Here is a 17,603-nt window from a genome sequence, read left to right as displayed (position 1 = left end):
GCCGCAGCCCGAACCCGAAAGGAAGAACGAGATGACAAACGACATGACCACCGCAGAGCTTGAAAAGATTCACGCTGAAATCGCCAAGCTAATGGCCGAGACAGCGAAGATTAACCGGGAAACAATGTGGTATCCGGTAGCTGTCGCAACCGGTCTTATCGGTGCGGTCGCCACGGTAACTACCATCATCATCAAATTTATTTAAAAGAAGCCCCGCAAGGGGCTTTTTCGCAGGTGCGCAATGAGACTGATAAACGAATACACCCCACCCGCGCCGGAAGACCTGGAGCGGCTAAAATCAGAGCTGGGTTACACAGGTAATCAAATGGCAGATATCGCAGGCGTTGCCAGTAATAGCCAGTGGAGAAAATACACTGGCGGGGCAGAACCGCGCGCCATGTCTCCACATATCCTGTTCTTCATGGCTTCTCAGCTTGTCCTGTCAGAAGATGATTTAAACCGAGTGCTGAAGAAGATGCAGGAAATCGGAGCTGAGATAAAATAATCATGGGTTACTTTAGATTTATACTTGCCGCCTTGGTATGCTCTAATCATCTATGGATAATAGGTGGGGTGGGTAGATATGCCGTTTTCTCTTTCTATATCCTCAGTGGTTATCTTATGACTACGGTTATATGCGAGCGCTACGGAACAAGTTTTGATGGCATAAAAAGATATGCAATAAACAGGATTCTTAGAATCTACCCTATATATTTTCTAGTGTTTTTTATTGCTATACTATCTATAAATTTTTTTGGCACTAAAAACACACATGTTTTTGACCCCAACCTATCCATCCCATCAACAATTAAAAGTTGGTTTATGAACATAACCTTAATTGGACTTGACTTTAATGTTCAAGAAAGGACAATCCCGCCTAGCTGGACTCTATTTGTAGAGTTGTTTTTTTATGCAGCAATTCCATTTGCAATCAGACTGGGTTCAAAATTCATCACTTTCTGGGTTATCATTTCTGTTATTTACCATGTATATTTTTTGTATACAGCTACAGATGCTGGGCTTGATTGGAACTCAAGATACGGGACTATATTTGCCGGGTCACTTGGTTTTTCTCTTGGATGCGCAGCAAGATTCTTACCTGTGGGCGGATTGAGGTTTAAAGGCGCAGTTGTAACATCAATCCTTGGATTGGTGTTTAGTTACGCGGTTCCAACATACTTCATGTTATCTGGGTATACTGATAAAGAATGGAGATATATCTCAACATACACATTTTACCTTTCAATTGCTTTCTCTTTGCTGTTTATTGCTAACTCTATAAATATTAAGCAATCGCCTTTCGGAAGGCTGCTTGGTGAGCTATCTTATCCTCTTTATCTTGTACACATCCCTGCCGGGTTTGTTCTGGTTAATATATTGAACCTTCAACCAAGAACATATTACACATTTGCTTTGTGCTTTGCTTTTTCTGTTGCCATCTCGCTATCTCTTCATTTAATAGATCGCAAGATAAATAAGATAAGAGACAAAGTTAGGCCTATTGCTAAAAAATCGCCCGTTTAATGGGCGATTTATACAGTCCGATTTATTTAAGTAAACTCCCACACGATGACTAGTCCCGGCGCACCGTTCCCGCCATTCTTCCCTTGTGCGCTTGGGCCGGCAAAAGCACCACTTCCACCTGAACCATACCCCGAACCATCATTTCCTTTTACGGAATTGCTCCCACTTGCGCCGACAGATGCTCCACCAGAACCTAGTGGGTTACTCCCGCCTTTTCCTGAAATCCCTGCGCCTAACGCAAATCCATTTCCGCCAGACTCGCCATCAATGGATGCTATATTCGCTCCCGTAGGCTGAAGGGTTTTGGGTGGGATTGACTGGCAAATATTTGGTATTTGAAATGAGTTCGCCGCCAGTCCTGAGTTACCACCAGGACAGGTCAATAATGTACCAAATTTCGTGTCACCACCTGGCTCGCCAATCGTTGCTCCTGATGTAGTATCTGATGCAATGCCTCCAGCCCCTCCGGTTCCAACAGTGACCGCTACGTTTCCATTTATGGTATATTTTCCCTTTCCGTAAGTTCCTGAGTTCCCACCAGCCGCCGCAGATACAGTTCCTGACGAAGGTGTGGCACAACCACCTCCGCCGCCACCGCCACCAACAGCCTCGACAATCACGTATCGCGTTCCAGGTGTTGGCGTGTAAGTGCCTGATGCGGTGAAGCGCTGAATGCCAATCAGGCAGCCGCCCATCGCCACTTTGAGCTTATCCAGCAAGCCATTCACATCGCCATCATCCAGCACATCCTGACCGGTTTTATCGGCGATAAACTGCCCCAGCACAGCGGCCATTGTCGAGCCCTGGCGCCATACAGTGTTGAGTTCCTCGGACTTCGCTACGCCCGAACTGAAGCCCGCAGAGCGTGCCGGTAGCGTCTGATAGTCAGTATTGGGTAAAACGTTGGCGTTTGCCGCAGTGCCGAAGGGTAAAAATTCGTTCTTAGCCATGTGATGCTCCCAGCAGTGTTCCCCATGCGCCCTTATCGAAGCCGGAGATAAATTCATTATCGATGTCGAAGCCAAACAGCGGCCCCGACTCGGTTGTGATGGTGTAATTTTTGATGCGGACGGTTGACGGTTTGATGTCCAGATAACCCAGCTCGATCACTGCTTTCATGACCGGCGTAATGCGGTCGCCGGTGATGTACACCGACATCGTCATGTCGAAGTTATCGACGGCGAAAATCTTCGTTTTTCCGTCTGGGAAAATAATCTGGTAGACATCACTGAGCGTCTCCGTGGTGCCGTCCCAATGGTTGGCCGCAATTTTCGCGCGAATGATGGTTCGGTAGGTGTCATCGTCCAGTTCAGTGAAGCCACCGGCATCGAATCGGCCACGCCATAGCCCGGCATCAAAACCGAGTTCCTCATCGTCCAGCGAGAAATAAACGCCGGTGATCGGCGTGGCAATCTTCCGCCCTATTCCCACCCACAATCCGACAGCGTCCAGCTGCTTACCTACGGCAGTGTCCAGGTCGAAATCGTCAATCAGCTTCGCTGTGGCGTTCTGCACGTCGATCAGGGGCTGTGTGATGAGGGAGATATGATCGTAAAATTTCGGCTTGTGCTTGTGATAGGACGTGATGAGCTTTTGGTATTTCGTCTCACTCATGGGATCACCACCACCTCGACATTCGCCGGCGCACAGGCGGCTACCGCGTTGAACCCGATCACGACATTTGCCGGCGCCAGGCTACCCGGTGAGGTGCCTATCTGCAGGTCGGTAATGTCGAACGTTGCGCTGTCTGCGCTGCCGTTCAGATTGGCAGGCAGGAATAGACGCGTCAGGTATACCGGATCGCCGATCTCGATTTCGTTGATGTATGCCGCAACAGCCGTTCTGATTTCCTCGCCGACCGCCGACGTGTAACCCTGCAGCGCTTTGATCTCGACGCGCGCGTAAATATTAACGCTGGTCGGGCGGAAGAAGCTGATCGGATGCACGATGCCGTATTTGTCGGTAACGTCGATTGTGGTCGTGCCGTAGGTGCCGCCGCCAGGCGTTTTCTTGGTGGCGATGGTTTTGGCGATCGCCGCCGCGTCACCGCCGGCAACAACAAGCGAAATGCTGTGAGGCGGTAAGCCGTTGGCATCTTCTACGCTGGTGTCGTTCTCATACCCACGGTAGCGCTCTACGCCGTCCAGGGTCGCTACAGCGCCCATAATGCCATCCAGCACCGTCAGCGATGGGATAGCCACGGATTTAGCCTGGCGCTGGCGCAACTCCGCATCCGTCTCCACTTTTCGCCCAGCGGTTGCGGCTGCCGGGTTGGTTACCGACTGCCAACCTCGCGTAGGGGTGCCGATCTCGGTAATGCTACCTGCAGGTGCCACGACGGCGCCATCAACCTGGCACGTTGCTGTCACGGTGACTGTGCCATCTATGCCGATCACCACACTGGCAGGTAATGACCAGGTGATGCCGTTGCTGTCACGCACTGTGCCGTTGGTGATCAGCGTGCCGACCTGCCCCACGATCCGCACATCAGCAGTGGAGCGAGACGCCGGCGTTACTGCAATGCCATTAATTTTCACGTTGGAGGCCAAACCGCGCCCCTGCGCTGTTGCCGGGCTGAACGAGTTATAGACGGCGATCGCTGTGTTGTTCGCGTCGTGGATGCCCAGCGCGTAAATAGCCAGCATCTGGCCGTCTTTGCTGTCAGGTTCCAGATAAACATCGTCACCGTAGATCTGTTGGAAATAACCGGTCAGCGTGTTGAGTATCGTCTGATAATCGGGCGCGCTGACCCCGCTCGCAGTCACTGTGGCCGCAAGCCCTAGCGTATCGAGATTGAGCATTATGCCTCGCTGGTTACAGTCGTTTCGCCGTACAGCGTGTTGATGGTCGCGGTGAACGTCACGCGGCGCGTATCTGGGTTATATTCCGTGGTGAATTTGAGGATTTCGGTCACGCCCTGCGTGCCGAGGATCCGCTCGCGCACAGCCATGTTGTAGGCGGCTGATTTGTGCTTGCCGAGTATCGTCTCACGATACGGCGTGCCGTCGGTCACATCGAGAAACCATTCGCCCGTCCACAGTTCAAAGCGCGTTTTCACAGCCTGTGCGACCGCCTCCGGGGTGTTCTCCAAAAAGGTGTTATCACCCTGGCCGAAGGTGTAATCGCCGTTCTCGTCCTCTTTGCGGTACTTCACTCCGGGCCTCCTGTCTGGCCGCTGCCAGTTTCTACGCCGCCGTGTTTATGCGTCTGCAGGCTGACGCCGCCAGCCTTGACGTCGTTCGTCACGCTCACCGGCCCCAGCATCGTCGCCGTGCCGCCGTCTGCACCCATGCCCTGCGACAGGTTGCCGTTTATCGTCACGTTGCCATTGAGCACGATTTCTGGGGAATTGATCTCTGTGCCGCCCTGCGCGCTGGCGGTCAGTTTTCCCGGTGTGGTGACGTTAACGGCATGATTGTCTGGGTCGAGTTCGATAAATGCGGCGCCGTCATCGGTGCGCAGTTGCGCGGCCGTGGAGCTGATGCCGATGATTTTCTTCGCCTGAGACTGCGGCCCGACCAGCGCAAAAGCATCTGCAAGATGGTGCTGTCGCTGGTCTACGGGTTCCTGCACCCCGCCGTTCTGCCACCAGTAATCGATGCAGCGGTCGGCGAACACGACAAGGCACTCGTCGCCGGCAGTCACTGGAAACGTCAGCGTGACGCCTCCGCCGCGCGGGAACACGACAGGAACATCAACAAGTAGTGGCAGCGCCACCGATGACAAGGAGCCGTCAGATTGCCGCACAGAGGCTTTTACAGCCGGTTGGATCGTGGCAGTTACCGCGTCAACGTCGAAAGACTGGATGATGCCGGGCATTGCCACCCGTAGACTGGTACTGAGCGAATCAGCCACGGCTTTCAGCACCAGCTCAGGGGAGTCCTGGCGTTCGTTGTTCGTTACCACGTTATGCTCCTGCCCGGATGGTGGATTGGTTCAGCAGCCCCGCGCCGCCCTTGGCAATACAGATCATGTCCTGATACCAGGCATTGCCGCGCGTGTCGCCGTAATAGGCGATGTTCTTCACGATGTAATCACCGTCCATGTCCAGCACTGCCGGCTGCTGCACTGAGGCGCCCGCTGTGCTGCCGGTGGCGATCTCTTGGTTTGACAGGCCGACCTGGTTTATCGATTTGTTGTCGAGGCGGATCAGCGTGTCGAGCTGGATGTTCGGGTTAATCAGGCATTTCACGTTGATGCCGCCGTTAATGGTTTGCTCAGGCATGCCGATCAGGCCCGTCTGCGCGTTCAGCACGATGGCATCGGCCAGATAGGCGTTTGCCGGCACCATCTGCAGGCGCCCGTTCTCATAGCGCCATGTTGCCTTGCACTGCGCCGCCAGGCTGGAAACTTCATCCCGGTGCATGCCGAACATCGGTTTACCGCGTGGCGCCTTGGTGGTGGCAAATTCCGGCGTAGCGCCGGCGACGATGTCGTAAACCCCGATCGGCTTCATCAGCGCGGTGTGTACGTCCTGTTGCGTGTACCCGGCTGCGAGCGTGGTGTTCATCACCGCGAAGTTATGCGCCTGGTCACTGTCGGCCGCCTGGATCACCACGTAGGTGTCGGTCGGGTTTTCACGCCCGCTGTAGGAATACTGGATCTGACCGGAAAAAATCAGTCCGAAATTGTCCTGGTAGCCGGCGACAAACTTTATCTGCGTGAATTCGTTCTGCCTGATCCGGCTGTTGGTGTTCCGGCTCAGGTTGTAAATCTTGAACATCGCCGTGGCGGGGTAGCTGATGTCGGGCCTGCTGATGTTGAAGCTGATTTTCAGGCCGGATAACTCCAGCCCTTCCCCGGCATCGTTCGCCACGATAAGGCTGCATTTTCGCATCCAGTTAGTGGTCATAGGCGCCCCATAAAAAACCGCCCGGAGGCGGTCAGTTGGTCAGAAAGTATAGGTGGGATTCAATGCCCAGGTTGGTCTGCGTCGGCGGCGCCAGCACGGCGGGATCTGACATCACGAACAACTGGCCGCCAATCCCGAGGTAGCGATACTGCGCTAGCAGGTCAGCACCGGCCACCAGCGGGATACCTTGAATAATCGGCGTTCTGTCGTTGCTCGCGATATCCAGTACCCACCCGGCCATATCGCGCCACATCAGCGTAAGCTGGTACTGCACGCCGGCCAGTTGGATAGCAAATTGCTGAGATACCGGCGTAAGGGGGATTTCAACCAATGCCAAGGAAGCCTCCTGCAGACTTTAAAATGCTCTGCTGCTTTTCCGGTGTGGTCGGGTTTTTCAGCCCTGTGTTGCTCACGCCGCCGGTGTCCTGGGGTGATTGCATGTTTTCCGACGGTGTGGTCGTCACCTTCTGCGTTTCAGTGATGATGAGCTCGCGCAGGGTGAGCGTTGTCATCAGCACGTTCTCGCTGGTTTTATCGGTCAGCACCTCAATAGCGCGGATCAGCATGTTCTGATACTGCCGCTTTCCGGTGGTCACGGCAAAAGGCACTTTGCTTTTTTTCAGCTCCAGCAGCTGCTGATAGACGTCCGCCGGGCTGGTGCCCAGCGATAAACCGGTACTGACGTTAAAAATCTCGGTCGTGTCGATTCCATCGATCAGCGATCCGCCGCTGGCAAACCCCAGCTCCATCGTCACCTCAGCTGGGCGATCATAAGCATGGTCACTTGTCGGTGCGCCGAGCTCCACGGGGTGCTCGGTGATTTCCGTCGCGTCCATGTGCTTCTCGCTGATTGCCACGCTCGGCACGATAATGCCGATGCGGCGCCGCTGCTGGGAGAACAGCACAGATAAAATATCCATCAGCCCACCTGTGTTTGCATGTTGCGTGTCTGCCGGCGGTAAACGCCCTCAACCGCATCACCGGTAAGACGCGCCGTTTCGCGTGGATCACCGCCGCCCTGCACGTTGATATTGAACACGGAGCTATTCGAGCCGCCAGCGCCAACGGCTGATTGAGCCGCCTTCAGCACCATTTCTGGAGCGTAAGGATTTTTGCCGTTCTCAATCTGCGTGATGCCATTCATCAGCGTTGCCAGCACCTGTGGATCCTGAATATTCAGCGAGTCACCCCGACCAACGCCGAGCATTTTGCTCAGCTTGTTGATATAGGCCTGGGTGTTGTTCTCGCTGGCCGGCGCAAAGCGGCTGATGATGTCCTCTACAGATTGCAGCTTCTGATAACCTGCGGCCTTTGACGTCCCGTTGTAGTACGCCTTGATCTGCTTACCCAGCGCCGCGAACCCTTCAAAAGCAGAATTGAAGCGAGCAAAGCGGGGTGTGGCGTGATCTTCCAGCATCGCGCCGTTCTGGCCGACGTAGTTCAGGTTGCCGGGATTGTTGTTACGGATGCCGCGCGGCTCATTGGCACCTGAGAACTGACCGCGTATCCACTGCCCAACGCTGCGCGGGTCAAAGCCTGTTTTGTCCTTCACCCAATCGGCGGCACTGTTCGCGCTGTCGGTGACAGCAGGCAACGCGTCAGGATTTCCCTGCCCCTGGCTAAGCAACGCCTTGCCAAGTCTGCCTACCTCGCTCCAGTTCCCATCCTTCAACGCGTTGATGAGATCGCCGATCATCGTCATCATCTTGCCGAACTCGCCGAATTGCTTCGTTAAGTCGGCAATATCACCTTTCAGCGACCAGCTTTTCAGATCGATGTTCAGCAGCTTGGCAATTTCTTGCCCGACGCTGAATATGGAATCCCGAAGCTCTTTCATGCCCTTCATCGCGGCATCGATTTCAGGCTTCCATTTCCCCCAGTTAATCAGGCTGTCGCCGCCTTCTTTCCAGACCTGATAATCGTCATAGAGCGCCACCAGCGCAGCAATGAGCGCCGTGACCATGCCGATCGGGGAGGTTAGGAACGCGCTATTCAGCATGCGCCAGGCCAACAGCAGGCCGCCCAGAACCTTAATCAGCCCCTTGGTTGTATCATCCAGCCGATCCCACCACCTCATGAGATCGCCGGCGCCCTGCACGCCCCGATAAACCAGCGTCATGATGCTATCGGCCAGCGAAAGCACCTTTTTCAGCACGGCAGTGATCGTCCCCTCTATCTTGGGGAAGTTGAGCAGGATATTTTTGCGGAAGCTTTCGAGATTCCCGGCCAGGCCGCCGGCAAGATTACCGCCAATTTTATCGCGCATGATGCCGAACAGATTCGCCAGACCGCGCATTTGGGTCATGAACTTGTTCGACTGCTCCGCCGCTTTCTGCGAATCGAACCCCGTCGCCTGCAGCATGCTCTGATAATCAGAAGTGAACCCCTTCACACCCCGCCGCATTGCCAGCAACGTGCTTTCGTCAATGCCGAGGATCTGCGCATACTGGTTGGCGCGGTAGTACGGCATTTTCGCCAGCTTGTCGCCGACCAGCGTCACCAGTTGGGCAGTGTCACGCAGATTGCCGGCCGCATCTCGCGTCTGAATGCCCAGATTACGTAGGAATCCCTCTGCGCCTGGTGTCGAACGAAGGAAGCGCGCCAAGTTATCCAGCGTGCCGTTGAATCCCTCCACGCTGCCGCCCGCCTGGCTGAACGCATAGCCAATAGCCCTGATATTGTTAGCAGTGGCGCCAGTACGCTGAGACTGCCAATAGAGACGGTCGAGACCGCTGGCGATTTTGGTCGTGAACCCGACGACGGTCAGCGCGGCCGCTTCGACCGCAGCGCCCATCTTGACCGCATTCATCGTGACGCCGGAAACCACCGATTCGAACTTGCGGCCGCCGGCCTCGTCGATGTCGAACCCCAGCGAGATCAGGAAGTCCTTGATGGTTTCAGCGTTCATTTTCTGCCTGCCATTTTTTTATCAGGTAATTATTTTCCGCCTCGACATCAAGCGACTCATTCATCAGCGCAATATCAGCCAGTGACAGCGTGCCGTCTTTAAGCGACTCAAAGCTGCACATGCGGGCATGTACCGGGCGCAGCAGATAACTGCGCCCCTTTGCCAGCGATTCAAGCGCTAAGCTGATTCCTGGTCCTCGCTGTTGTCGCTCACGGGGAGTGCGGGAAAAAAATCACCGAGGGAATCCCGCACCACGTTGCCAACGATTTTCACCAGATCCAGTCCGTTGAGGTCATCGAACATCATCACGCGCTGACTTGGCTCATAGATTTTTGACCACGCCTTACCCTGTTGCCGGGTGACCACTGACAGGCACGCATGGTTGATCTCCGCGCGCCCTTCCCGGCTCAGTTGGCCGATGGCTTTCACCGCCAGCGGAATAATCTCGTCAAACAGGCGGCTTTTATCCTCCTGCAGCGATTTCCCATTACCGGCCATGACGTCTTTCAGCAAAGGGATAAGGCCGGATAAAACCGGCGCCAATGCGATAGCCACATCCTGCTGAGCGAACGCGTCAAGTTTGGCCGCGCGGTACTGCTGGCCTTTAATCTCAAATTCCATGCATCACTCCTTAGAAGGTGCCAAGCAGTTGATCGACCAGACCAGCGTCAAATACCCAGGACACAGTTCCGCCGTCTTTGGCGTTCTGCCAGTCGGGTTGCTTCTGGAACGCGACCGAGCGTGCGGTGCAAACGTCGTTGCTGGCGCTGTTGCGCATCACGATCACGTTATTGCCCCAGGTGGCGGAAGATAGCGATTGAGCGTTATACATCGCGCTCAGTTTCGCATTGGTTGGCGAGGTCTTGAGCAGCGTCACTGTGATCGTGCCACCCTTACCGGCGTGCAAGCTGTGCATCGGTGTGCCATCGGCACCAATGGTCATGGTATTTTTTGCCTCCAGCATGGTGACGGTCACACCTTCTTCGGCGTTGCCTGAGCCATAGCCCAGATCAAACGCACCACCGGGACCAACGATAGAGGCAGAAAAATCCAAAAAGCTGTAAGTAGACATTTTTGCCCCTTAGCGGTTAACGTTGATGATGACGTCGGCGAAATGCACGGCGCCGGCCAGTTTGATAGCGCACTGCATCACCGGCGCTTTACGAGCTTCACGGTCAGCTTGGGCTTGCGTATCTACCGACGGCACATAGGTGTAGTAACCAGTCGTCAGTGTGTCCCCCGTATTCAGGTTTCCTACTGGGTCACCATTCCACACGCCCGGCGCTATCAGGCCGTTGTCAGAGCCCTTCTCAAGTGATCCGGTGACGCTGGTCATTAGCCGAGTGATGCCCGGGTTAGTCTGCGGTACTTTGGTTGAACTGGTATAGAGCACGTTATAAACATTGTTCTGAACATAGTTCTGCAACCAGTCGAGACCGTGGCGTTCATCGAAGAAATCGCCGTTGCACATCACACCTTCTTGAATAATCGCCGTATCGTTGTCGTAGTTAACGAACATGTTGCAGTTTTTCGCCGTCAGCGTTTTGGCTTCTGTCTGCCCAAGGGTGTCTGCGGCGATCCCTGGCTCTTGTTTAAACTTCAGCGTGATCGTGGTGTTGTTACCGAGGAAATTCACGGTAAACGCACGCCCGAAAATGGACGCCGAGGCATACGGGCTCGCGCTGGAATACTGAATGAAGGTGCGCCCGTATTTGGCATTTTTCAGCTTGCTGGCGATGTCGTTCTCGTTATCCAGATCCAGCACGCCGGTGTTTTGCGTGGTGTAACCGAAGATGCGGGAAACGTCATCGGACTGGATAAAGGCCGCCACGCTGATCACGTCGTCATCGCTCAGCGATGTGTCGGCGATCTGCAGGCCATACCAACCGGTAGACATGTCGGCCAGTTTGTAGATGCAGGACTGAATATTTTCAGCAGCGGAACGCGGGATAGCCAGCGCGCCGGCATTCTGCACCGCACCCATCATTGCCGAGATGTCCGTTCCTGCAGTGTTAGCCGAACCATACCCCACCGCCGACGATGCGCCAGTCGATTTTGATGTGATGATGAATCGGCTGTTCACTGCGTCCCACGTCACGTTAGCCGTGCTCAGCTTCTCAGCGATCCGCGCGGCCACGCCGTTCAGGTTGGTTTCTGCTGAGAAGTCCACGGCGGTGATCGTCTTGTTGGTGCCGTCGATGCTGATTTTCATCGCGCCATCGGTTACCGATGCCCAGGTGCTGATTGCCTGCTGCGCCGGCGTCAGAATGGCACAGCGCAACAGCGCTGCCTGGTCTTCTTTAATCCAACGGCCGATGTACAGCGTGCGCGGCTGCGGCGTCTGCTGGAAATACAGGTTAGCGGCCTTGTACTCCGGTGCCTCCATACCGAAATCCGCGCCGACGTCGGTAATTCCCGAATAGCTGCGCATGCGCTGACTGCCATCAATGACATCAGAGCCACCGACGATCAGCAGCGCGCCGAAATTGCGCCCCTGTGCAGCGCGCAGCGCCATATTCACCGTCACATTGACGATGTTCGATACAGGTAAGCCCTGTGACATAGATTATTCTCCGAAGAATTGAACCGGTGTTTCCACCAGCGACTTGATGCCGTACTCGCGGATCACTTTGCGACGCAGGCGCACGGCGATGTCATACCGGCGCACCCACTGGTTGTTGATGAGTTCTGGAAGGTTGAATATCCGCCCACAGTCGAGCAGGGTCAGATCGCTGTTTTTCAGCTCGTCATTGTTCTGCGAGACAAACAGGCCATCACGGAAACGGGTTGCTACCGCCATTCCCTGCGGGCCATAGAAGCACATCAGAATATCGATGGTTTCGTGCGACCATTGTTCGGCGTTTTCAGCGCCCTGGATATACGCGGGGTTTGCGTCTTCCTGCACGCCGGTAATACCGAAGGCGCACCAGGTGCTGCCGTTTTTCGGTATCTGCGGTTGCGGGTCAGTCCAGCGCGGATAAACGTCGCCCGCGTCCATGCCGGTGACACCACGGATCCACCGACTGATCTGGCGCTCCAGCGCTTCGTCGTAGGTTGGCCCATCACTGACCGGCGTCAGGTATCCAGGCGCTGTGCTGTCATTACTCATGGCCTACGCCTCATCAAGCAATTCACAATGAGCCTGCACAAACCCAGCACCATAGCGCGTATACGGGTCAACCTTCGTTACACGATAGCTATACCCCTCATATGGCACGATATCGGCATCTAATCCATCACGATTACCGCGAGTAAGCCGGAATTGCGTCACGATGAGAATGGCGCCAGCAATGTTTTGCCCGGCAATCATTCGCTGCGCTTCCAGTGAGCGATCTACCGTTACCACGCCAGCAAACGGTATTTCCTGCGTGGCGTTAGTTACAAAGTTATCCTTATCCCTGCTTTGCACCTGACGCTTGCAAACCAGCGTCGCGTCGCAAAAGTCAGGGTCAAGAAGAACCTCGGTCACGTCAATAAGTGGCATTATTTACTCCTTACCACGTAAGTGATTGAGCGCAGCAGGTAGCCATGCGCATAGAGCGGCTTGTCGCCGGGAATGCCCCTGGCGCGCCGGTTAGCCTTCGTCATCTCAGAGAGAGGGTGAAGCCTGTCACCGGCACCAATGACCGCCTTGGCGCCATCCCGCGCAATCTGTCCAGCGCTTTCAAGTTCCCGCTGCGCCGCCTCCGTTTTGCCGTTCAGCGCGGCAACGGCCGCCGCCTTCAGGTGCTCAGTGGTTCGCGGCTTTGTATCCTCGATACCCATATCCAGAAAAGGACGCGGGGGCAGCGTGACGGTTTGGCCGCCAAGCTGCACCGTGGCGCCGGTAGATTGCAGATAGCCGATCTCCGCGTTATTCAGGCTCTCGCCATCTTCACGCGTTGCGTTAGCCTCTGGAATGCCCACCAGCACATCCATTTTTGAAAGCGCGCGCAAAGACGACAGTACCGATTCGGCGTTGTCCTTCCTGACCTTGAGCCCGCTTTTCATAGCTGCCGGCCGCCTGCCCCGAACATCGTGATCAGTTGCCAGAACTCCGCGCCGTAGCGCGTGTTGTTCCAGAATCCAGCATCAGGGTTAAGCGTCGCGCTTGCGTCATAGCTCACGCTGACCTTATCAACCGATTTTGATGTCTGGACACCGCTGGATGCACCGCCCGCGCCGCCGGCCGCTGCAGACCGCTGATCCTGAGCAAAGAGCGCCATGTAATGGGCCACAAATAGCTCCACCAGATAGGGGAATATTTTGGCGCCAGTAACTTTCTCGCTCAGTAGGATGTCAGCCAGGTTCAGGCGAAACTGAATCTGCGCTTCTGGGTAGGTGACGGCATCAGCGAATTGCGGGAAGTCGCGGCGAAAGTCTGCAGGCGTGGGCAGTGACTTATTTCTTGGCTGCTCCATTGGATTTCTCCAGTCGTGCCGTCAGATCCGCTACCTGGGAGTTAAGCGCGGTGATTTGCTCATTACGCTCAACCAGACCGGCGGCAGCAGCCTGCAGCTGTTCGGTTTGCTCTACCACCTTGTCCTTTTCAATCTCCAGAAGCCGCTGCAGTTCGGCAACCTTGCCTTCCAGTTCAGCAATGCGTTGCGCGCCGGCTTCGTCGAGATTTGGCGGGGTGAAATCGCCCAATGCTTCGGTGTGCGCTTCGACAAACCAGTGAGCGCCCACAGACTCGGGAACGTTGTGGCGCCCCTTACCGAATTCCTGCACCGAGTTATCCGCGTGAGTGAGTTTGAATGGGGTGTGTACGTGGATCGTAACCAGCTTTTCTTTTGTCATTTCGGTAATCCTTCAGGCCCCTTGCGGGGCCGTTCTGGTGATCAGATGCCGTCCACGTAGGACAGGGTTTCTTTGTACACCGGCTCAACCGCACCAAGCTTGGCGTAGTAGGTGGCGATCTGGTACAGGCCGCGATACTGAATAGGCACGCTCTGCAGAGGAACCTGCGGATAGCGGACGTATTTCTTGTCGTTGGTGTAAGCCACCATGCGATCCTTGCCACCAACACCGCGTTTCTTCAGCCATTTGACGGCCTTGATCTCCAGTGGCACGCCGTTCTGATGATATGCAATGGTGTTAACCGAGAGATAGCTCAGCAGAGACATGTTACCCGCCTCGGAAACCTTGCGGCTCGCCAGCAAAGAATACTGCTCAGGCGGAATGCGCAGATCAGAAGGCACAACGGAATAGCCAGACGCTGCCCAGGCATTCGACAAAATGCTGTTCACGCTATCCAGAATTTCGTCATTGGTGGATGCCGCCCAGGTCTTCGGCGCGTTGTTCAGCGTAACGCCGACCAGATTGGTCAACCCTTTAAGCCCCAGTGAATCATCGCCGATGTAAACCTGCTCATCGTTGTCCATCTGCCACTTGAGCTGCATACCCTCGTATTTCTGGGTATCGATCGGACGGCCTACCTGCTGTGCTGCTGCCAGTTCAACAACAGTCCAGCCCAATTCCATGCCCCACAAGTTCAGCGGGTTGCCGTCTTTACCGATATCGACGTTCACACCCGCAATGGCGGTAGAGTCTTTACCGATCCAGTTCTTGCCGTTCGGGTTTGCGCCAGTACCGGCTGCGCCGAAACTGGTGTTTGTCCAGCTGGAAATGTCATCAGCAATCGACACGTCTTCACGCAGCTGAATATCACGGCTCCAGGTATAGCCAACCAGCGGCAAGTTCAGCGTTTGGTCGAGGCGCTCCAGCTCGCCGATGAGAAACGCACCGGAGCTATCAACGGTTGCCTGATCAAAAGTAATCATTCGTCTTTTCCTTAAATCTTCCAGGAGATTTCAGCGTTGCCGTCGGCATCGCCGGCGCCAGTGAATTCTGCGTTAGGCAGCAGAACGGTTTTGTCGGCAACCAGCGTCGCCATGAAACCGCCCAGGGGGACATTGATAGAAGCATCAGGGGAAACGACGATGTAGACCGGCGCACCCTTTTTGATGGTGCTGGCATCGGAGCCAACGTTAACCGTCATGTAGCCACGCTTCATTGCATCGCCCGGGAAGTTCTTGTCGGTGCCTACCTGGCGAACCATGTCAGGCTGCGACGTGGTTGGGTAAGGTCGTACATAGATGCCTTTCACTTTGTCGGCGGTGTCACCGTCAGCCAGTGGCACAAAGAAGCCGTCTGCGTCGATTTTCCCCGCCAGGCCATAAGCCGGGAAGGCATTAGCTGATTTGAGGATTACCGGCTCTACGGTCAAATCCTGCGGGCGAGAGATAGCCCCGGCAATGCCCACAGGCATCCGGTACAGGTATGAAGTCATTGTTTTATCCTTTTCGGTTAGACCAGAATTCGGCGTTCTGCTTGTTCAGGGCGGAGATGTTTTGGGGGCCAAGATTCAGGCGCTGCGCGTCACCTGTGATTTCTCGCGTATTGCGACCTTTCGCAATCTCAGAGATGGCGTTAAACGCCATATTTACCGACTGTTTCGGCAGTTTGCTGATATCAGCGTCACCTACCACCTGGCGAACCAGCACTTTATCAGCAGCGGCCAGCACGTCACGTTTAAAGGCGGTTGGCTTCACCTTGCGGCTGAGGTCGATACCAGGAACGATGACTTCCGCACGGTAAGCAGAATCGCCGGTAATCGTGGTTTCTTCTTCGTCCTCCTCGCCGTCGCCGGTGGGCTCTTTTTTGTTCTTGTCTTCAGGGTTTTCGCCATTGTCACCAGTTGGCGTCCCTTCGAGTTTTGCCAGCAGCGCTTTCAGCAAGGTTTTGATATCGTCCTCACCGTCGCCGGTAGGCTCGCCGCCCATCTCCGGATCTTTCTTCGGGAGCGGCTGCTGAGGTGAAAGATTGATGTTGAGGTTTACGCCGCTTGGCAAATCCCCCTCATCCACTGTCACGGCTGCTGGAGCAGATTCCAGCAGTTCGTTCATCGTGTCCGCGTCACCTGTCTTGTGGGCGAAACGAAGGCGCTGTAGCCAGCTTTTCTTTTGAGTTGCCATTGTGTCTCTGTCTCCAATTGCACAACGATTTCCGGCTCTGCCTTTTGGAACAAGAGCCACATGGTTTCCTGTGATATCCACCTGGTCAGCTGCGCCAGGGGCTGTCTGTTCGTACTCTGCGTCATAGCCACATGACACCTGCCGCAGACCTTCCTCGATCAACTGGATGGCGTACTCATCTTTGACGATGATGTCGGCCAGCATCAGATCGGATTGGTCACCCGTCCCGCGCCTAACGTTCTGGATATGACCATGCGCCAGCTCTTTCCAGTTCTGCGGATTGATCAGCCGAACGTTGCCTTCTTCATCCTCCGGGTGCAGCACCGTGATGCTCATCCCCTCAAACGAGGCCAGCGTAGCAGGATCGAATACCTGCTCTGGCGAGCGTCTGACGATGATTTCTCCCGCTGCGTTCGGCTTCAGATTAGGCAGGTCTTTGGCTGAGTAGACTTGCGTACCTGTTCGGGCGATCGGCACGTCCTTACACAGCAGTGAGCCGTCAGCCAGCCTATAGCGCGTCTCACCCAGTCGGGTTTCAAAGAAATATTTCATGGGTTACCTGCTGAATGGCGGGCATAAAAAAGGCCGCTTGTGCGACCTGTAACGAGGGGGATAATTTCGCCGATTTCCGGCGTATTTAACATAATAGACCTTTTGCGCACCACGCGATCGGCACTCGCTGCAAATGCGGGCTGAGAGACGTAAAACTCCCAACTTTCTCGGCTGAAACCCCACGTTTTTCACTACAACATTTTCGCAACAATTCGCCGCTATTGCAGTTCAACGTGATTCGATACCGAAGCCCATATTTTTCACTTTCTTGGCCCCGGTATTTGAACATCGGGATGACATTTGCAGTTAGGCAGGCAACCGGCGTGGCCGGTCATACCGTCCAGCGTCGGCGGGTTGTGCCAGTACACGAACTTATCCCGCATTTTTTTATGCGATGGCCGCGTACCGGCGCCCTCAATGCGCCACCAATATCCCTCAGAACCAACTGCCAGCGCGCGGGCCTGCGTCAGTGCGCCAGTGGCGCGGCCTATCTCTGTGCGGGCGATCATTCTTGCCCTACCTGCGGCAACATCACCGGACTGCATGATCATCTCGTACAACGCGTCTGGGCGTTCGCCGTGAATGGTGGCCTGTATGGCGCGCTGCTGAATTTCACGAACACGGTCGGCGGCTTCTAGGGGAAGCGACTTCATCAACTGGATTTGCCGGTAAACGATATCCTGTGTCACCTGGCCGATCGGCGTGTTGCCGACTACATCCCGAAGCCCCTCGGAAATCTGCTGTGATACCGATTTCCACTGGTTCCACTCCTCGCGCTCCACCTGCAGGAACATTTTCTGACCGACCATTG

At 55.2% G+C, this 17,603-nt stretch carries 25 protein-coding genes; 3 read left to right on the top strand and 22 right to left on the bottom strand.

All coding sequences use genetic code 11. The features are described from left to right. Nucleotides 1–31 precede the first annotated feature (31 nt). Genes FHU12_RS27255 through FHU12_RS26515 form a run of 3 tightly spaced genes read left to right on the top strand, consistent with a single transcriptional unit; the run spans nt 32 to nt 1,524 of the window. A complete protein-coding gene (locus FHU12_RS27255; RefSeq protein ID WP_153860755.1) occupies nt 32–205 on the top strand; it encodes a hypothetical protein in 174 nt (57 codons plus the stop codon). A gap of 36 nt (nt 206–241) precedes the next feature. Beyond that, nucleotides 242–505, top strand: a complete 264-nt coding sequence (locus tag FHU12_RS26520; protein ID WP_141966638.1) for an XRE family transcriptional regulator — start codon at nt 242–244, stop codon at nt 503–505. 2 nt (nt 506–507) lie between these two features. Next, nucleotides 508–1,524 carry an acyltransferase family protein gene (locus FHU12_RS26515; protein ID WP_141972793.1) on the top strand — a complete coding sequence of 339 codons (1,017 nt, stop codon included), beginning with the start codon at nt 508–510 and terminating at the stop codon, nt 1,522–1,524. A gap of 26 nt (nt 1,525–1,550) precedes the next feature. Here FHU12_RS26515 and FHU12_RS26510 read toward each other — a convergent pair whose 3' ends face one another. The 22 genes from FHU12_RS26510 to FHU12_RS26410 form a co-directional block, all read right to left on the bottom strand. Beyond that, entirely contained in the window at nt 1,551–2,474 is a 924-nt protein-coding gene (locus FHU12_RS26510) for a glycine-rich domain-containing protein (protein ID WP_185742256.1), read from the bottom strand. Beyond that, nucleotides 2,467–3,138, bottom strand: a complete 672-nt coding sequence (locus FHU12_RS26505) for a DUF2612 domain-containing protein (RefSeq protein WP_141972790.1) — start codon at nt 3,136–3,138, stop codon at nt 2,467–2,469. Before FHU12_RS26505 ends, FHU12_RS26510 begins: the two co-directional genes overlap by 8 nt. After that, the gene (locus FHU12_RS26500) at nt 3,135–4,328 is read right to left on the bottom strand and encodes a baseplate J/gp47 family protein (protein ID WP_260440791.1); all 1,194 of its coding nucleotides are present in this window, start codon (nt 4,326–4,328) and stop codon (nt 3,135–3,137) included. Before FHU12_RS26500 ends, FHU12_RS26505 begins: the two co-directional genes overlap by 4 nt. Continuing rightward, nucleotides 4,325–4,678, bottom strand: coding sequence for a contractile injection system sheath initiator (locus FHU12_RS26495; protein WP_141972786.1), 354 nt, complete (start codon nt 4,676–4,678; stop codon nt 4,325–4,327). The genes FHU12_RS26500 and FHU12_RS26495 overlap by 4 nt, the downstream gene beginning before the upstream one ends. Continuing rightward, nucleotides 4,675–5,430, bottom strand: coding sequence for a Gp138 family membrane-puncturing spike protein (locus FHU12_RS26490; RefSeq protein WP_141972784.1), 756 nt, complete (start codon nt 5,428–5,430; stop codon nt 4,675–4,677). The genes FHU12_RS26495 and FHU12_RS26490 overlap by 4 nt, the downstream gene beginning before the upstream one ends. 1 nt (nt 5,431) lies before the next feature. Further along, the gene (locus FHU12_RS26485; RefSeq protein WP_141972782.1) at nt 5,432–6,376 is read right to left on the bottom strand and encodes a phage protein; all 945 of its coding nucleotides are present in this window, start codon (nt 6,374–6,376) and stop codon (nt 5,432–5,434) included. A 31-nt stretch (nt 6,377–6,407) separates the two neighbouring features. Further along, complete coding sequence (locus tag FHU12_RS26480; RefSeq protein ID WP_141966635.1) at nt 6,408–6,713, bottom strand: phage baseplate plug family protein; 306 nt, start codon at nt 6,711–6,713, stop codon at nt 6,408–6,410. Beyond that, nucleotides 6,700–7,296, bottom strand: coding sequence for a phage baseplate protein (locus FHU12_RS26475; protein ID WP_141972780.1), 597 nt, complete (start codon nt 7,294–7,296; stop codon nt 6,700–6,702). Before FHU12_RS26475 ends, FHU12_RS26480 begins: the two co-directional genes overlap by 14 nt. Further along, nucleotides 7,296–9,284: a lytic transglycosylase gene (locus tag FHU12_RS26470; RefSeq protein WP_141972778.1), complete on the bottom strand. Its 1,989-nt coding sequence runs from the start codon at nt 9,282–9,284 to the stop codon at nt 7,296–7,298. The genes FHU12_RS26475 and FHU12_RS26470 overlap by 1 nt, the downstream gene beginning before the upstream one ends. Continuing rightward, entirely contained in the window at nt 9,274–9,405 is a 132-nt protein-coding gene (locus FHU12_RS27505) for a DUF6889 family protein (RefSeq protein WP_376698860.1), read from the bottom strand. The genes FHU12_RS26470 and FHU12_RS27505 overlap by 11 nt, the downstream gene beginning before the upstream one ends. Before the next feature lie 56 nt (nt 9,406–9,461). After that, nucleotides 9,462–9,905, bottom strand: a complete 444-nt coding sequence (locus tag FHU12_RS26465) for a phage tail assembly chaperone (RefSeq protein ID WP_141972777.1) — start codon at nt 9,903–9,905, stop codon at nt 9,462–9,464. A 10-nt stretch (nt 9,906–9,915) separates the two neighbouring features. After that, complete coding sequence (locus FHU12_RS26460; RefSeq protein ID WP_141972775.1) at nt 9,916–10,356, bottom strand: DUF3277 family protein; 441 nt, start codon at nt 10,354–10,356, stop codon at nt 9,916–9,918. A 9-nt stretch (nt 10,357–10,365) separates the two neighbouring features. Further along, nucleotides 10,366–11,847, bottom strand: a complete 1,482-nt coding sequence (locus FHU12_RS26455; RefSeq protein ID WP_141972773.1) for a DUF3383 domain-containing protein — start codon at nt 11,845–11,847, stop codon at nt 10,366–10,368. 3 nt (nt 11,848–11,850) lie between these two features. Further along, on the bottom strand, nt 11,851–12,393 hold the full coding sequence (locus tag FHU12_RS26450; RefSeq protein ID WP_376698859.1) for a phage neck terminator protein: 543 nt from the start codon (nt 12,391–12,393) through the stop codon (nt 11,851–11,853). A 3-nt stretch (nt 12,394–12,396) separates the two neighbouring features. Beyond that, nucleotides 12,397–12,768, bottom strand: a complete 372-nt coding sequence (locus FHU12_RS26445; RefSeq protein ID WP_141972771.1) for a head-tail adaptor — start codon at nt 12,766–12,768, stop codon at nt 12,397–12,399. Beyond that, nucleotides 12,768–13,274 (bottom strand): phage virion morphogenesis protein, encoded by a 507-nt coding sequence (locus FHU12_RS26440; protein WP_099032760.1) that lies wholly within the window; start codon nt 13,272–13,274, stop codon nt 12,768–12,770. Before FHU12_RS26440 ends, FHU12_RS26445 begins: the two co-directional genes overlap by 1 nt. Further along, a complete protein-coding gene (locus FHU12_RS26435; protein WP_141972769.1) occupies nt 13,271–13,684 on the bottom strand; it encodes a DUF4054 domain-containing protein in 414 nt (137 codons plus the stop codon). Before FHU12_RS26435 ends, FHU12_RS26440 begins: the two co-directional genes overlap by 4 nt. Further along, nucleotides 13,665–14,063 carry an STY1053 family phage-associated protein gene (locus tag FHU12_RS26430; protein ID WP_141972767.1) on the bottom strand — a complete coding sequence of 133 codons (399 nt, stop codon included), beginning with the start codon at nt 14,061–14,063 and terminating at the stop codon, nt 13,665–13,667. Before FHU12_RS26430 ends, FHU12_RS26435 begins: the two co-directional genes overlap by 20 nt. Nucleotides 14,064–14,104: 41 nt before the next feature. Next, nucleotides 14,105–15,046 (bottom strand): DUF2184 domain-containing protein, encoded by a 942-nt coding sequence (locus tag FHU12_RS26425; protein ID WP_141972765.1) that lies wholly within the window; start codon nt 15,044–15,046, stop codon nt 14,105–14,107. 11 nt (nt 15,047–15,057) lie between these two features. Beyond that, nucleotides 15,058–15,555 carry a structural cement protein Gp24 gene (locus tag FHU12_RS26420; protein ID WP_141972763.1) on the bottom strand — a complete coding sequence of 166 codons (498 nt, stop codon included), beginning with the start codon at nt 15,553–15,555 and terminating at the stop codon, nt 15,058–15,060. A 4-nt stretch (nt 15,556–15,559) separates the two neighbouring features. Then, complete coding sequence (locus tag FHU12_RS26415) at nt 15,560–16,792, bottom strand: DUF2213 domain-containing protein (protein ID WP_141972761.1); 1,233 nt, start codon at nt 16,790–16,792, stop codon at nt 15,560–15,562. A 260-nt stretch (nt 16,793–17,052) separates the two neighbouring features. Then, a complete protein-coding gene (locus FHU12_RS26410; RefSeq protein ID WP_057523769.1) occupies nt 17,053–17,601 on the bottom strand; it encodes a phage head morphogenesis protein in 549 nt (182 codons plus the stop codon). Between the last annotated feature and the right edge of the window lie 2 nt (nt 17,602–17,603).

The sequence above is a fragment of the Serratia marcescens genome, assembly GCF_006715005.1.
Classification (GTDB): Bacteria; Pseudomonadota; Gammaproteobacteria; order Enterobacterales; family Enterobacteriaceae; genus Serratia; species Serratia montpellierensis.
The sequence above is the reverse complement of the archived record's forward strand: the minus strand, read 5'-3'. Positions and strand labels throughout refer to the sequence as shown.